At 47.3% G+C, this 16,099-nt stretch carries 11 protein-coding genes; 8 read left to right on the forward strand and 3 right to left on the reverse strand.

The window, feature by feature from the left end; all coding sequences use genetic code 11:
• The first annotated feature begins 78 nt into the window (after nt 1-78).
• Nucleotides 79-549, forward strand: a complete 471-nt coding sequence (locus ACFO5U_RS15260) for a GNAT family N-acetyltransferase (RefSeq protein WP_377279941.1) — start codon at nt 79-81, stop codon at nt 547-549.
• 125 nt (nt 550-674) lie between these two features.
• Here the strand turns inward: ACFO5U_RS15260 and ade are convergent, their stop codons facing one another.
• The 3 genes from ade to hutG all read right to left on the reverse strand — a co-directional run bounded on the left by ade (nt 675) and on the right by hutG (nt 4,950).
• Complete coding sequence (gene ade, locus ACFO5U_RS15265; protein ID WP_377279942.1) at nt 675-2,462, reverse strand: adenine deaminase; 1,788 nt, start codon at nt 2,460-2,462, stop codon at nt 675-677.
• Nucleotides 2,463-2,780: 318 nt separating this feature from the next.
• Nucleotides 2,781-3,986, reverse strand: coding sequence for a sodium/glutamate symporter (gene gltS, locus ACFO5U_RS15270; RefSeq protein WP_377279943.1), 1,206 nt, complete (start codon nt 3,984-3,986; stop codon nt 2,781-2,783).
• A gap of 4 nt (nt 3,987-3,990) precedes the next feature.
• Nucleotides 3,991-4,950, reverse strand: a complete 960-nt coding sequence (gene hutG, locus ACFO5U_RS15275) for a formimidoylglutamase (RefSeq protein WP_377279944.1) — start codon at nt 4,948-4,950, stop codon at nt 3,991-3,993.
• Nucleotides 4,951-5,074: 124 nt separating this feature from the next.
• Here hutG and ACFO5U_RS15280 point away from each other — a divergent pair, with 124 nt between their 5' ends.
• The 7 genes from ACFO5U_RS15280 (at nt 5,075) to ACFO5U_RS15310 (ending at nt 16,052) form a co-directional block, all read left to right on the forward strand.
• Complete coding sequence (locus ACFO5U_RS15280) at nt 5,075-5,956, forward strand: LysR family transcriptional regulator (protein WP_377279945.1); 882 nt, start codon at nt 5,075-5,077, stop codon at nt 5,954-5,956.
• Between the two features lie 295 nt (nt 5,957-6,251).
• Nucleotides 6,252-7,811 (forward strand): response regulator, encoded by a 1,560-nt coding sequence (locus ACFO5U_RS15285; protein WP_377279946.1) that lies wholly within the window; start codon nt 6,252-6,254, stop codon nt 7,809-7,811.
• A 4-nt stretch (nt 7,812-7,815) separates the two neighbouring features.
• Complete coding sequence (locus ACFO5U_RS15290) at nt 7,816-9,549, forward strand: sensor histidine kinase (protein WP_377279947.1); 1,734 nt, start codon at nt 7,816-7,818, stop codon at nt 9,547-9,549.
• Between the two features lie 773 nt (nt 9,550-10,322).
• Nucleotides 10,323-11,621, forward strand: coding sequence for an ABC transporter substrate-binding protein (locus tag ACFO5U_RS15295; protein ID WP_377279948.1), 1,299 nt, complete (start codon nt 10,323-10,325; stop codon nt 11,619-11,621).
• Between the two features lie 109 nt (nt 11,622-11,730).
• Nucleotides 11,731-12,678, forward strand: coding sequence for a carbohydrate ABC transporter permease (locus ACFO5U_RS15300; RefSeq protein WP_377279949.1), 948 nt, complete (start codon nt 11,731-11,733; stop codon nt 12,676-12,678).
• Nucleotides 12,675-13,502 carry a carbohydrate ABC transporter permease gene (locus ACFO5U_RS15305; RefSeq protein WP_377279950.1) on the forward strand — a complete coding sequence of 276 codons (828 nt, stop codon included), beginning with the start codon at nt 12,675-12,677 and terminating at the stop codon, nt 13,500-13,502. Before ACFO5U_RS15300 ends, ACFO5U_RS15305 begins: the two co-directional genes overlap by 4 nt.
• A gap of 339 nt (nt 13,503-13,841) precedes the next feature.
• Nucleotides 13,842-16,052 (forward strand): alpha-galactosidase, encoded by a 2,211-nt coding sequence (locus ACFO5U_RS15310; protein WP_377279951.1) that lies wholly within the window; start codon nt 13,842-13,844, stop codon nt 16,050-16,052.
• Nucleotides 16,053-16,099: the final 47 nt, after the last annotated feature.

Raw genomic sequence — 16,099 nt, forward strand, 5'->3', positions numbered from 1 at the left:
ATCGCTTCGCTGAAAGGTACGAAGTGATTCGCAAGACTTGAGGTGTCTTGTGAATATTTTCAATTGGGTGGCGAGCATATGGAAATCATTGAACTAAATGAAAGAAACAACCTGTTTGAAAAAGCCGTGTACGTTTTTTGGCAGCAATGGGGCAACGACAACAATTTTAAATTTTACGAAGATGCGATGATTCATTCACGCAGTGATTCAGCGGAACTTCCGTGTTTTTATGTGGCGATAGAAGACGGCGACATCATCGGCACCTATGCCTTGTTAAGAAATGACCTGAACAGCCGGCAAGATTTATGCCCATGGCTCGCCTGTCTTTTCGTCAACGATAAATGCAGGGGCCGTGGAATAGGCGCCGAATTACTTCGTCATGGCCTGCAACAAGCGGCGAAAAAAGGCTATGATAAGCTATATTTATCGACCAATCTGGATGGCTATTATGAGAAATACGGCTGGCAAAACAGCGGCATTGTCTACGGGGCAAGTGGCGACTGTATTAAGCTGTATGAAAAAGACACGGATGTTCGAACAAGTGAATGATGAAAAGCTAAAAATAGCCGAACGAGAGCATCCCAATCAGGGCGCTCTCGTTCGGCTTAAATTGTGTGGTGCACAGGGACGAGATCAGGTGTGAGGAAGAGATAAACTCCGTTATATCAACGTTCTCAGTCTTCTCCTGATGATTGAATTGTGTCATGCACAGGGACAGAAACAGAAGCAGCAGAAGAAGAAGCGGTAACCGGAACGGAAATATGCCGGAAGCTCGCCACATCGAACAATCCGCGGTCGGTCAATTTCAAATGAGGGATGACCGGCAGCGACATAAACGACAAGGTGAGAAAGGCATTGAAATGGGTCGGGGCACCGATCTGCAAGAGGCTGTCATCGAGCGTTTTGAGCTGATCATAAACCACTGGGAATGCTTCGCCCGACATCAATCCGGCAATCGGCAGCGACAAACTGGCCAACACTTCGCCGCCTTGGACAATGACAAGGCCGCCTTGCAGTTGATGAAGGGCTTCGATTGCTGCAAGCATATCTTCGTCATTCGTTCCGACCACAATCACATTGTGTGAATCATGCGCGACAGTGGTCGCGATGGCGCCATTTTGCAGGCCGAGCCCTTTGACGATGCCGAGGCCGATATTGCCGGTCGCCCGGTGGCGTTCGATGACAGCGATCTTCAGCAAGTCTTGGGCGGGATTCGACATAAAGAACCCATCGACGACCGGCGTTTCTCCTATTATATGTTCCGTGATCAGTTTGTTCGGGTTGATGCCGATGATATGTGCAGTCGTGCTCGTGCCCATCGGAATCTGCAAGCTATCTGTGGACAACTCAGCAATGCGCACTGTATCCCGCACCGCTGAGCTGTCACTGTCTTTGTTCACAGGTCCCACATAGCGTCCGTTTTGAGCCGCCAATTGCCCGCCCTTATAAACTGCCGCAATGGTGAAGTCTTCTAGGCTGTCGAGCAGCAGAAAGTCAGCGTCATAGCCCGGGGCAATGGCGCCTTTTTGGCGCAGCCCGAAGCATTGCGCGGCATTGAGAGTGGCCATCGAAATGGCGGTAATTGGGTGAAGGCCGTATTGGATGGCGGTGCGGACGTTATGGTCGACGCTGCCTTCATCGATCAGATCATCTAGGTGTTTGTCGTCAGTGCAGAACAAGCAGCGCTGCGCGTTTTGTTCAGTCACCCCTTCAAGAAGCGCTTGGAGGTCTTTCGCGACCGATCCTTCGCGCAGCATGACATATAGGCCGCGCTCGAGGCGAGCGGTCATTTGTTCTTTCGTCACACATTCATGATCTGTCAAAATGCCGGCTGTGCCGTACACATTGATGTCGTTTTCCGTGAGCCCAGCAGCGTGGCCGTCGATTTGCCAGCTCAGCAATAGTTTATCAAGCATTGCTCCGTCGCCGTTCAGTACTGCTGGGAAATCCATCACTTCTGCCAAACCGAGCACCGAATCGCGCCCGATGAAAGGAAGCAAGTCTTCAGCGGATAGCTCGGCGCCCGCATTTTCAAAAGGAGTCGCCGGAACGCAGGACGGCAGCATCATCTTAATATCAAGCATGGCCAACTCTGAATCTTTCAGCATGAATTCAAGTCCCGCTGTTCCGCTGACATTGGCGATTTCGTGCGGATCGGTGATGACCGTCGTGACGCCGTGGGGGAGCACAACTTGTGAAAACTGCTGTGGCGTCACCATGGACGATTCGATATGGACGTGGGCATCGATCAAGCCAGGCGCGATGAACTTTCCACTCGCATCGATTTCCTGCACCCCTTCATAGTCGCCGATCCCGACAATCACGCCGTCCGTGATTGCCACGTCATCAGTCGTCAGACTTTTCGTGAAGACATTGACGATGGACGCATGGCGAATGACAAGGTCTGCTTTTTTCTGCTTGTTGGCGACAGCGATTCTGTTTTTCAGTTGTGCTTTTTTCATGATTATTCGGGCTCCTTTGTCTTCTCGCATCGGGATGGAGGGCGATTTAAGTTGTGCTCTATTGTACAGCAGACTGGCCACAAGCTCTAGTGAAAAAGAAAAAATTTGTCCCTGTGCACCACACAATTTGGACTATGAAAAACGCGCGAGCAGTGGAGTTGAGTGTGAAACCGTCCCTGTGCACGACACAATTCAAAAGTGAGGACATTAATAAAAGCTCAACGCTGTAGTCTAATGGATGATAGAACCTTCAGCTTTTCAAGATTGAAAAATAGCCGAACAAGAGATCCAGTTTTGGATGCTCCTGTCCGGCTATTTTTAACTGAACATATTAATGGAAGTGATAATGATTGGCATCGCAAAGACGTCAATCAGGAACGCCCCGACAATCGGGACAACGAGGTAGGCTTTTTGGGATTGGCCGTATTTCGAGACGATGGCTTCCATATTGGCCATGGCATTCGGTGTCGCGCCGAGTCCGTGTCCGGTGAATCCACCGACCATAACAGCTGCATCGTAGTCCTTGCCGAGTAAGCGGAACAACACGAAGATGCCGAAGAAGGCGATGAACAGCACTTGCACTAGAATGATAAGGAGAAGCGGAAGTGCCAGTTCTGCAACTTCCCAGAGCTTAATGCTCATAAGCGCCATTGACAGGAAGATGCTCAAAGTGATGTCGCCAATGATGCCGATCGTTTTCATTTCAATGACATTCTCATTGAGGCGATCTAAGAGATTTCGGACGATGACAGCAACGAACATAGCGCTGACATAACCCGGCAATGCAAATTCTGTGACCGTCGTGAACCATTCACCAAGGTAAGAACCGAGCGCCATACAGAAACCGATGACGAATAATTGAACCATAAAGACGCGCGACGTAATCGGAGCGGCAAATGAAGATAAAGGATTTTTTGGTTTCGAAGACGAGAGATCCAATTCGTGTTCAGTCGATTTCAAGTTGTATTTATTGATGAGGTGTTTGACGATTGGTCCGCCGATAAGTCCACCTGCCACCAGCCCGACTGTCGCTGCGGCTAAGCCGATAGAGAGTGCGCCTTCAACGCCCATCTCCTCTATAGTCGTCCCGAATGCCGTGGCCGCACCGTGGCCGCCTTCCATTGATACGGCACCGACCATCACGCCAATCAATGGATCAAGTTTTAATAGAGATGCTAAGGAAATGCCGATAGCGCTTTGGACAAGTGCCAGAAAGCCGCAAGCCAACCAGTAGATGACGAGCAGCTTGCCGCCGAGTTTCACTAAGGCAAAGCTTGCGCCAAGCCCCACTGTGGTGAAGAAGGTCAGCATGAATAGTCCTTGCAGTGAGGTGTCGAGCGTTACTTCTGCCAGGCCGAGACCTCTTAGTATAGTAAGCACAGCGGCAACAAGAAGACCGCCGACAACTGGTGCCGGTATGCAGTACTTCTCGAGGATTTTGATTTTGGAATTTAGATAAGAGCCAATCATGAATACCGCAAGAGCGAGAAAGATCGTGGTCACTTGATTTAATTCAATAAGCATGCTGTCACTCCTTTTCTATCACTTTGTCAGCAAAGCCATCCATCGCTTCTGCGATTAGGTAAGCTGCCAACTTCACTGTTTTTCCGTTTTCATCGAGCAATGGGTTTACTTCCGAAATATCAAAGCTCCGTGTGTTTTCTTTCCGGGTAATATAGCTGATTAACCCCCGAACAACAAGGGGGTCTAAACCGAATGGTGCAGGTGCGCTGACACCGGGTGCTGCAGAAGCCGCGATGGAATCTGTACACAGTGTCAAGAGTACGTAATCGTGATTATGGCAGAAATCATCGATTGCTAATTTGGTCGCGCATTCAGTCGAAAGATTTTCTGCCAGTATATACTGGCATCCGAGCTTGTCTGCTTTATTGAATAAAGCTTTCGTGTTGCCGAAGGATTGAATGCCGAGCACAAGATAGCCCGCGTTGATATCGGTTTCGAGAATTTGCCTGAACATCGTACCGGAAGACGGGGCATCTGCTTCGCGCATGTCGAAATGGGCATCGATGTTGATCAATCCAAGCTTTTTGTCGGCACCGATAAATTGACGAGCGCCGAGGTAATGGCCATACAAGGTTTCATGACCCCCGCCAAGAATAATAGGAGTGGTAGAGCGTTTTAGTAAATTTTCGATATGATTTCCCAGCTCCCGCTGTGCGCTTTCCAGTCGTCCATCCTCACATATGATATTGCCTGTATCGATCAATTTTTGGTATTTTTCAAAATGGTAAGGAAGGGCTGCTAACGCTTTACGGAGTTCATCCGGAGCGTGTTTCGCACCGAGTCGGCCTTCATTCCGGCGGACGCCTTCGTCGCATTCGAATCCGACGATTGTAAAGGCTTGTTTCCTGTCCGCTAATTCCTCGGTATTTTTGAATTCGACAACTTGATGAAAACGGAAGCTGTCGAAATCTGTTTTACTATCTATTCGTCCTTGCCATAACCGGCTATTTGCTAACTGGTACATAGTCATCGCCTCCCTAAGAAATGTCTGAAAATACAGTGTAATAGTAGTGTAAAAGAGTTATTCTATTATTACTAATACCAAAAATTTATATTTCTATAGTTTAAAACTATAGAGGAGGCAGACTATGAACATGCGGCATTTAATCTATTTCACGACATTAATCGAAGAAGGGACATTCACAAAGGCAGCAAATGTGTTGCACATTGCACAGCCCTCGCTCAGCCTGGCCATTAAAAACCTGGAAAAAGATTTAGGGATTATTTTGTTTGACCGAAAAAAGCGGGAACTCACGCTGACGCGGGAAGGCGAAGTCTTGCATGCGGAAGCGAAAAAGCTGCTTAATCACATGGGGCATGTCGAAGAAGAAATGAAGCGTCTTCAGCAACAAGGCCCAATGGAGCTATCGGTCGGGATGATCGAATCCTCTAAGTTTTGGCTGCCGAAAGTGTTGAAGACCATGAAACAAGAATATCCGGAGCTTCATATTGAAATTGTCGAAGTACTAGGTTTGCAAGACATTAATAAAGCCATTAAAAATTATGACATCCACTTTGCCATCACTAATCAGTTGATTTCTGAAAAGGAAGTGGAAGTCCAGCCAATCTATCAGGAAAAATTCGTTGCACTTCTCCCACTAGGGCACACACTCGAGGGACAAGAAACTATCTCTGTAAAAGAGTTGAGCGGAGAAGAATTTATCATTTTCAAAGAAGGTTTCCAAACGCGGGAAGACATTCTAAATATCTTCCGGCAAGGAGGATCAAGACCGAATATCCAAATCGAAGTCGAGCGCTTCGAAACAGCATGCAGCTTTGTCGAGGAAGGGCTTGGGGTAACCTTCGTCCCAGAGAATTATATCCAATCTGAGCGCGATAAAGGCTTCACTGTTAAGAAGATTCAAGAGAGCAATATCACTCGCACTGTTTATCTCGCGTATGACAGAAGCCGGTATTTGCCGCCGTTGGTGATGCGTGCGATTGAATTAGTGGAGGAATTTTTCAACTGACCTTTGACCTTTGTCCCTGTGCACGACCTTTGTCCCTGTGCACCAAACAATTTAGACCACAGAAAACCCTATGGCAGTGGAATTGGGTATGAAACCGTCCCTGTGCACGACACAATTCAATTCTAAAGTCAGAACCTGGGAACTATCGCAATCTGGCAAAAAGGTGGTAACATATCAACAAGAAAAAGAATTCAGAGAATTGCCACGGAGATGGGCAAATCGAGCGTGCCAAGCAGAGAGAGATGGCGTAAGGCTCGGTGTGTGTCGATGAGTTTCATTGGATGGGGGGAAGATCATGGGAGAAGTGTGCAAGGTTCTGATTGTTGATGATGAAATGTTGATCAGACAAGGGATCATCAATTATATTGCCTGGGAACAAGAGGGCTTTCACATTGTCGGGGAAGCTTCTAACGGCAAGGAAGCGATGCAATTGATTGCTGAATGTTCTCCGCATATTGTCATCACGGACATCGTCATGCCGATTATGGACGGAATCGACTTGGTCAAAGAAGGAAAAAAACAATTTCCTGATACCGAATTCATTGTCTTGAGCAGCTTTGAAGATTTTAATTACGTGCGCTCGATGTTCCAGAACGGCGTCGCCGATTATATTTTAAAGCCGAAGCTGAACGGACCTGAATTATTGAAGATTTTAAACCGGGTCGTGAGCCGGATTTCCGGTTTCCAGCATTGCGTGATGGCTGCGCAAGCGGAACCTACTGTCGAGGAGATGCTGGAAGGATTGGTACAAGGCTCCAGTTTGCCTGCAGATCAGGAAGCGCTGTCCAAAGTAATGACGAACAGTGAATTTATGTTAGTGGCCGTCCGTGGAAAAAACCTGGATCCGGCTCAGTTGAAAACGGCTATGGAGCGTTCCGTTTTGGAAGAATTGCCGATTTTCACATTGAACACCAACGGAGCAGAAATATTGCTATTGCTCAATTTCAATCCGCATCAGCTGACAGGCATCAAACAGGCCATCAAGCAGCAGGCTGCCCAATCGCAAGAATCGACGTGGATGATGTGTGAGCCTTTCGATGACTTGGCCGACCTGAAAAACATTCACGATGAAGGCTGTTTGATGATGAAAAAGTATGCGTTTTATTTGCCGGATACGAAGTTGTTCGTCTATGACGAAGTGCCGCCGGAAAATGAAAAGCAAGCCAATTTCGACTTGAATCATTTTATCGAGATGTTCAAAGACCGTTTGTTCAATTCGGCGTTTACGTATTTACAAAACCACGTCGATTATTTGGCGGGACGCTATAACAACGACAGCTTTGAATTCAAATCGTTTTTAGGCAATATCGTCTTTAATATAGTCGTTTTATTGGATGCGATGAAATACGACACGCAAGAGCTCGAGCAGAAAAAATACAGTTATTTCTCGACGATTAATGAAGCTACGAATATCAATGAAGCGTTGAGGATGCTCAATACTTTCCTCGAAGAAGTAAAGGGAATCATCCACTTGGGGGACAAAGCAAGTGAATCCAACAACCTGGATAAGATTTTGGAGTATATCGAACTTCATTACACGGAGCCGCTGCGTTTGTCTGAAATCGCTAACCATTTCCACTTTAATGCATCGTATTTGTCTTCTTATTTCAGTACGCACCATAAAGAAGGCTTCAGCGAATACTTGAACCGCGTGCGCATCAAGAAGTCAATGGAATTGCTGGAAAACAGCACCGTCTCCATCTCGAACATCAGCGGCATGGTCGGCTATTCGGAGCATAGTTATTATTGCAAAGTGTTTAAACGCATAACCGGGATGTCTCCAGGCAGCTATCGAAAGGAGCTCCAAATGCGCCATGAAAATGAAGAAAAGGGCCTTACTCATCTTAAGGAATAACAGCTTGTTCATTAAAATGTTCCTGATTATGGTCATCAGTATCGTAGCGGTGTCCTTATTGATCACGTTCAGCTCGATCCGGATGTCCTCGGATTTGTTTATGGACACGTTTAGCATTTCGAACACGAAAGCATTGGAACAAATCGAAACCGAATTCGAAAACTATAGCTTTGCTATCGTAGCTGCTACAAATGAGGTGCAAAACAACGGCACCATCAAACGCGTATTGACGCAAACGAACGCCACCACGTTGGAAACGTATAGCTCCTACCACGACATCAGCGAGCAAATCGAACGCATCTACCGGACCGTCGAGTCGTATGATGCCAATATGATCGTGCTTGGCAACAACCAGCGTCTCTACAATGTGAATTACTCGAATTGGCCGGTTTCGTGGGAAACGCTCAGGAATCACCCAATTACCCAGTCTACAATTAATCGCCCGAACAGGCTGCTGTATCAATACTTGCCGTCGACTTCGTTTACGGATGAACCGATGATTGTCGCGACGAAAGCGCTGATGGAAATCTCGACCGGTGAAATTTACGGCGTGCTGTATTTTCCGATCCGTGAAGCGCAACTCAAGCAGTTTTATGAAGGCTACACGAGTGCAGAAAATGAAGTGCTGTTGGTCGATCAATCCGGCAAAATCGTTTCCGGTAATAACGAAGCAATGATCGGTCAGGAAGCCCCTGAGCTGATGGCCTTAGCACAGGAAGTGGACGAGGAGCAACTGTCCTATAAAGACGTCGAAGTGTTTGGCAAGGATTATATGCTGATGGCGCAATATCTTCCGACTTATAATATGTATTTGGTCAACCTGGTGGATAAAGATGCAGTTCTAGACAATTTGGTCAATACGAAAGAAATTTTGCTGATCAGCCTCGGCATCGTCTTGCTTGCCGTCATCGTGGTATTTATCATTTCCCGCCGGATGACCAATTCGATCAGCCGACTGGTCAAGCAAATCTCCACCATGGCAAAACACGATTTTAACGTGCCTGTTGATGAAACGGGCGGCTATGAAGCGAAGAAAATCGCTAACGCGTTCAACTCCATGCTCAATGAATTGCAGGAGTATGTTGATTTGGTGATCGAGGCACAGCAAAAGCAGCGCGGCGCAGAATTGATGGCGCTTCAGCATCAAATCAATCCGCATTTTATCTACAACACATTGGCGTCGATCAAGTTCATGATCCAGCAAGACAAAAAAGAACAAGCGACCGATATGATCCACGCCTTGATTTCGCTGTTGCAAAACGCCCTCAGCAATGTCGAACAGACCATCACGGTGGAGCAGGAAATAGCGGATTTGAGAAACTACGTGCTGATCAACCAATCGCGCTATGGCGATGGCATTAAAGTGAATTTTTTCATTTCACCGGACTGCCTGGACTGCCAGCTGCCGAAACTGATTCTTCAACCCTTTATCGAAAATGCTTTTTTCCATGCATTCAATGAAAAAAAACAAGGCTTTGTCCAAATCCTGGTGTCGCAAAAAGGCGATAATCTGCTATGCGAAATCGTCGATAACGGCGATGGCATGGAAATCAAAGGCGACCACACAAAAGAAGACATCAAAGAAAAGCGCCATCTGTTCAGCGGAATCGGCATCCGCAATGTCCATGAACGCATCCAATTGTTGTACGGTGAACAATACGGCGTAGAAATCACAAGTGTCAAAGGCGAAGGCACGAAAGTGAAAGTCGAATTGCCGCTTCAGAAAGTCATGGTGTAAGTTGAATGAATTTTTTAGATTTCTTTATAAGCGATATTCCGCAAAATAGCTGAAAAGCTTTGCTCTACTCTCACTCTGTTCGAGCATCGCAAACGAATTGGCTCTGCTCCCACATTTACTGCGTAAATGCGTCGCAAATAAATTAGCTCCGCTTCACTAATTCGCTTCCTGGGGGCTTGCGCTGAACTAATTCGGGCTAAACGCCCGAATGGATTTCAGCACTTCGTCGAAACGGAGTTGGAAAGCCACCTCCGTTTCTGCACCCCCAAGGAGTCTGCGCTATTTTGCTACATATCTATTCAATAGTTTATCCGAAAGAGCGGAAGGTGGCGAAGAGCAAAGAGGTGCTCCTACATCGCTGCGCTGCTGCGTCGCAAACGAATCCTGCCAAGCACGATTCGCTTCCTGCGGAAATAGCACGAGCTGAAGACCCTGGACTGAGCGTAAGCGAGGGAAGCGGCTGAAGCCGTGTCCTGGCAGCTGGCATCGCGACGTCCTGTCGCGCCAGCTGCATGATCCACATCCTGTGGACCCGAAAGCGCCCGCCTGAAGCGATTTTAACAATCTATTTTTCTATCTCTGATTTATTTGTTCACCAAAAGCCAATGAAATTCCAAGAACCTAACAATAATACAAGAAAAAAGAGAGATAATTGAAATATCTAAAAATTTTCGGATAGAACACCTAAAGATTGTGCTAACAATCTTTTTTTTTTGGCCGCTATACTGTTTACAAGGCGAAAAGTTAAGCGCTTACAAAAAGGGGGATTTCAAATGAAGAAGTTTAATCTTATGTTTTTGGCAGCAGCTAGCATGGCCGCTTTAGCAGCTTGTTCTTCCGGGGATGAAGAAGCAAGTGGTGGTGGCGGTGCAGAAGGTTCAGCTGAGGTAGACGCAATTACGGCATGGGCTTGGGATCCGGCATTCAACATTGCAGCTCTTGAAAATGCAAAAGAAGCATATAATGGCGACGGCGACTACGAAGTGAACGTCATCGAAAATGCACAAGACGATATTATCCAAAAACTCAACACCGGGCTCAGCTCTGGTACAACGAACGGCATGCCAAACATTGTCCTGATTGAAGACTACCGTGCACAAAGCTTCCTGCAAGCGTATCCGGATGCATTTCATCCTTTGACGGATGTCATCAACCCAGACGATTTCGCAGATTATAAAATTGCGACGACAAGCTATGACGGCGAACAATACGGATTGCCATTTGATTCCGGCGTAGCTGCACTCTATGTACGCACAGACTACTTGGAAGAAGCCGGCTACTCTGTCGAAGACGTAACAGACATCACGTGGCAGGAATATATTGAGATCGGCAAAGACGTCAAAGAAGCAACAGGCAAAAACATGCTGACACTGGATCCGAACGATTTGGCGCAAGTGCGCATGATGATCCAAACAAACGGTTCATGGTATGTAGAGGAAGATGGTTCGACACCGAACATTGCAGGCAACGAAACATTGGAAAAAGGCTTTGAAACGTACAAAGAAATCATGGATGCAGACATCACGAAAATCGTTTCTGACTGGAGCCAGTTTGTTGGCGCATTCAACAGCGGAGACGTGGCCAGTGTGCCAACAGGAAACTGGATTACGCCAAGCGTCAAGCAAGCAGCCGATCAGTCCGGCAATTGGGCAGTCGTTCCAATGCCACGCTTGGATATGGAAGGAGCGGTTAACGCTTCTAACTTAGGAGGCAGCTCGTGGTACGTGTTGAACGTGGACGGCAAAGAACAAGCAGCAGACTTCTTGTTGAACACATTCGGTTCAAACCCTGATTTGTATCAAACACTTGTAGAAGACATCGGCGCTCTTGGGACATACTCCCCAGCAGCTGAAGGCGATGCATATGCAGTCGAAGATGAATTCTTCGGCGGACAACAGTTGCTCAGCGACCTCTCTACATGGACAGATGAAATTCCAGCTGTCAATTATGGTCTTCACACGTATGCAATCGAAGATATCTTGGTGACCGGAATGCAAGATTATTTGAAGGGCGCAGATCTTACGACAGTTCTTGAAAATGTCCAAGGACAGGCTGAAGCACAACTCAAATAATTGAATGGAAATACATGAAGCCTTGAGTTGTCGCCAACGAACTGGTAGAAGTGCTTTATCACTTACCGGTTAGGCGCAGCTCAAGTTTTTTTATAGGAGGAATGAGAACATGAGCCAGCAAGCATCAAAAAAAGTCGATGTGGATCTTCCGGTGCGCTTGCGCTACAAAGAAACCAAACGTGAGAAAACGGGAATCTTTTTCAAGAAAAAAGTAGGTTGGCTGTTTATCATTATCTCAGTCATCGCCATTACCATCTTTAACTTTTATCCGATGGTTCAAGCGTTCCTATTGTCTTTCCAATCAGGAATGGGCGCGAACCTGGAATATGTAGGACTCGATAACTGGCGCCGCTTGTTCGGCGACCCGACGTTTATCGCAGCGCTGACCAATACAACGATTTATCTGCTGATCCAAGTGCCGTTGATGATTGTATTGGCGCTGTTCTTTTCAGTTCTATTGAATGATCCAAAATTGAAATTCAAAAGCTTTTTCAGAATCGCGATTTTCCTGCCTTGCGTTACGTCATTGGTTGCCTACTCGGTCGTATTTAAATACTTGTTCGGCATCGATGGCATCATCAATCTGTTTTTGATCAACTTTGGTTTTATTTCTAGTTCGGTTAACTTTTTGGCCGACCCATTTTGGGCAAAAGTGGTCATCATTTTGGCCATTACGTGGAGATGGACAGGCTATAACATGATTTTCTATTTGGCCGCTTTGCAAAACGTCGACAAGTCGATTTATGAAGCAGCAAGAATTGATGGAGCAAGCTCCATCCAACAGTTTTTCCAAATTACCGTGCCGATGCTGAAGCCGATTATTTTGTTCACATCGATCACGTCAACAATCGGGACATTGCAGATCTTCGATGAAATCGTCAATATCACCAACGGCGGTCCGGGGAATGCGACCATTTCAATTTCGCAATACATCTACAATCTTTCATTCGAATACACACCTGACTTCGGCTACGCGTCAACTGTATCGTATGTCATCGTCATTTTAGTGGTAATTCTTTCAATTATTCAATTCAGAGTGGCGGGTGAGAAAAAATGAAAAAGCTAAAAAGAATCTTCATTTACACATTTTTAAGTACCGCAGCCATCGTCTCCATTTTTCCGTTCTTATGGATGCTCGTCAGCATCACCAATCGATCAGTGGACGTAACACAAGGGCGCTTGCTTCCGGGAACTCACTTGATCGAAAACATGAAAACGCTTTTTGCGACCGTGGACATCGTTCCTGCGTTGATCAACTCGTCCATTATTGCCATCATCACGACCATTTTGACGCTGTTGCTGGCATCACTTGCCGGTTACGGGTTTGAGATCCACCGCAGCAAAGGAAAAGATATCGTCTTTAATATTTTGCTGTTGTCGATGATGATTCCGTTTGCGGCGATCATGGTGCCGTTGTACCGCATGTTCGGCAGCATCAGCGACACGGCGCCGCTTATCGGCATCGACTCGCTCGGTGCAGTCATTTTGCCGACAGCGACTACCGCGTTCTTTATTTTCTTCTTCCGCCAGAACACGAAGATGTTCCCGAAAGATTTGGTGGAAGCAGGCCGAATTGATGGCTTGAGTGAACTTGGCGTTTTCTTGCGCATCTACATGCCGACGATGAAAACGACTTATGCAGCTGCAGCGATCATTTCGTTTATGAACAGCTGGAACAACTATCTATGGCCATTAGTTATTTTGCAGTCACCGGAAAAACGGACGATTCCGCTCTTGATTTCCAATCTCGGCTCGAGCTATTCGCCGGATTATGGCGTCATCATGTCAGCGATCGTCATCGCAACATTGCCGACAGCGCTAGTGTTCTTCCTCATGCAGAAGCACTTTGTTGCGGGCATGATGGGGTCGGTTAAGGGTTAATGAAAGCTAGCTTTAATAGAATATGTCTCTAGTTAGAGAAGTGTTATCCTTAAACGCCGCTTCGGCCGCTTTGGGCATGGCTCCCGCAAGAAGCCAGGAAAACCACCTGTCTTCTTGCTTCGCCTAGCCCGTGGACGCGCCGGCGCTAATGAATGCATTAAAAATGAACTCTACTTTTCAACTGCTCAAAATGCAGATATGGAGCAAAATAGCTTTTACTCTGCAAACCCGCGACGTCCTTCTGCACCAGCTGCATGATCCATATCTTGTGGCCGCGAAAACGTAGTTGCTTTGCGGAATATCAACATAACTTCTAAAAGTTCAAGTAGGAGGTAAATTGTGCCGATTTTATATAATGACGCCACACGTGAGTTTCATCTGCAAACCGAGAAGACCAGTTATATTTTCTGCATCCTAGAAAACGGTCAGTTGGGCCAGCTGCATTACGGCAAGAAGCTGCGCCACCGGGAATCGTTCGAACGTTTGTTCCATATTGAGGAGATGCCGAATACGGCATGCGTCTATGAGGGCGATTTGGTGTTTTCGCTCGATATTCTCAAACAGGAATACCCGGCCTACGGGACAACGGATTTCCGCGAGCCGGCGTACCAAGTGTTGCAACAAGGCGGAAGCCGCATCACGAATTTCGTCTATCGAAGCCACGAGATTTTCAAAGGCAAAACGAAGCTAGAAGGATTGCCCGCGACTTATGTCGAGCATGACGAAGAAGCCACGACCTTGGAGATTTCTCTATACGACGAAGCAATCGATGTGGAGATTCAGCTGTCCTATAGCGTTTTTGAACAACTGAACGCCATCACACGCTCCGCCCGCTTTATCAATCACGGCGAGTCGGACGTCAATTTGACGAGAGCGATGAGTGCGAGCATTGACTTGCCGGATTCGGATTTCGAGATGGTGCAGCTGTCAGGTGCCTGGGTGAGGGAGCGCCATATCAAAAACCGCAAATTGGTGCCAGGCCTTCAAAGCATCAGCAGCACGAGAGGCACGAGCAGTGCCCAGCAAAATCCGTTTCTGGCGTTGAAACGCCCATCGACCACCGAACATCAAGGCGAAGTATACGGCGTAAGTTTGGTCTATAGCGGCAATTTCCTGGCGCAAGCGGAAGTCGACCATTACGACGTGACGCGATTAATGATCGGCATCAACCCGTTTGATTTTAATTGGCTATTGGAAAGCGGCGAAAGTTTCCAGGCGCCGGAAGTGGTGATGGTTTATTCAGCGGATGGCTTGAACGATATGAGCCAGACTTATCACAAGCTTTATCGAAGCCGTTTGGCGCGTGGAACTTGGCGCGACCGGGAACGCCCGGTATTGATCAATAACTGGGAAGCGACATATTTTGATTTTGACGAAACGAAAATTTTGGACCTAGCGAAGTCATCCAAGGAATTGGGCGTGGAGTTGTTCGTCCTCGACGATGGCTGGTTCGGCAAGCGCGATGCGGACACGACATCACTCGGCGATTGGTTTGAAGACAAGCGCAAATTGCCGAGCGGCATCAGCCAATTGGCGAAAAACATTGCCGACTTGGGCATGAAGTTCGGTTTGTGGTTCGAACCGGAAATGGTCTCGAAAGTAAGCGACTTGTACAAAGCCCATCCGGATTGGATCATTCATGTGCCGAATCGCAAAAGTTCGCACGGCCGCAATCAACTCGTGTTGGATTTCTCCCGCCAGGAAGTGGTGGATTATATCCATAGCTTAGTGGCCAGCGTGTTGCGCGATGCACCGATTTCCTATGTGAAATGGGACATGAACCGCTATATGACAGAAGTGGGTTCATTGGAATTGCCGGCAAACCGCCAGCGTGAAGTCGCACACCGCTACATCCTTGGCGTGTATTCCTTGTACGAACGATTGACTTCGGACTTTCCGGATGTCTTGTTTGAATCGTGTGCAGGAGGAGGCAGCCGCTTCGATCCAGGGATGCTCCATTACGCGCCGCAAGGATGGACGAGTGATGACACCGATGCGGTCGAGCGCTTGAAGATTCAATACGGCACATCGATGGTGTACCCGATCAGTTCAATGGGCGCGCATGTCTCTGCAGTGCCGAATCATCAAGTGGGACGCATCACGAGCCTCAAGACGCGAGCGGATGTCGCGTATTTTGGTGCATTCGGCTATGAACTGGACGTCACGAAAATGAGCGATGCAGACAAGGCCATCGTTGCCGAGCAAATCGCTTTCTACAAAGAAAATCGTTCGCTCATCCAACAAGGGCGATTTTACCGGCTAGCAAGCCCCTTTGCAGAAGACGGCAACGTGACGAGCTGGATGGTCGTGTCAGATGACCAAAGCGAAGCGATATTCGGCTATTACCAAGTCCTGGCCGAACCGAATCCTGGCTATGCACGCGCATTCTTCAAAGGGCTCAACCCGGAATTCGAATACGCCATAGATGGAATCAAAGATACGTTTTACGGGGATGAATTGATGGGAGCGGGCATTCAGCTCAACCGCTACCGCCAAAACCAACATCCTGCTGATTTTTCTTCTATTATTTATAAATTAACGCGAGTGTAACTGAACAGTTCCGCAAAGCTAAAACGCCTTGCGGAATCATACATAGG

Source organism: Planococcus dechangensis, from assembly GCF_042654465.1.
In the GTDB taxonomy this organism is placed as follows: domain Bacteria; phylum Bacillota; class Bacilli; order Bacillales_A; family Planococcaceae; genus Planococcus; species Planococcus dechangensis.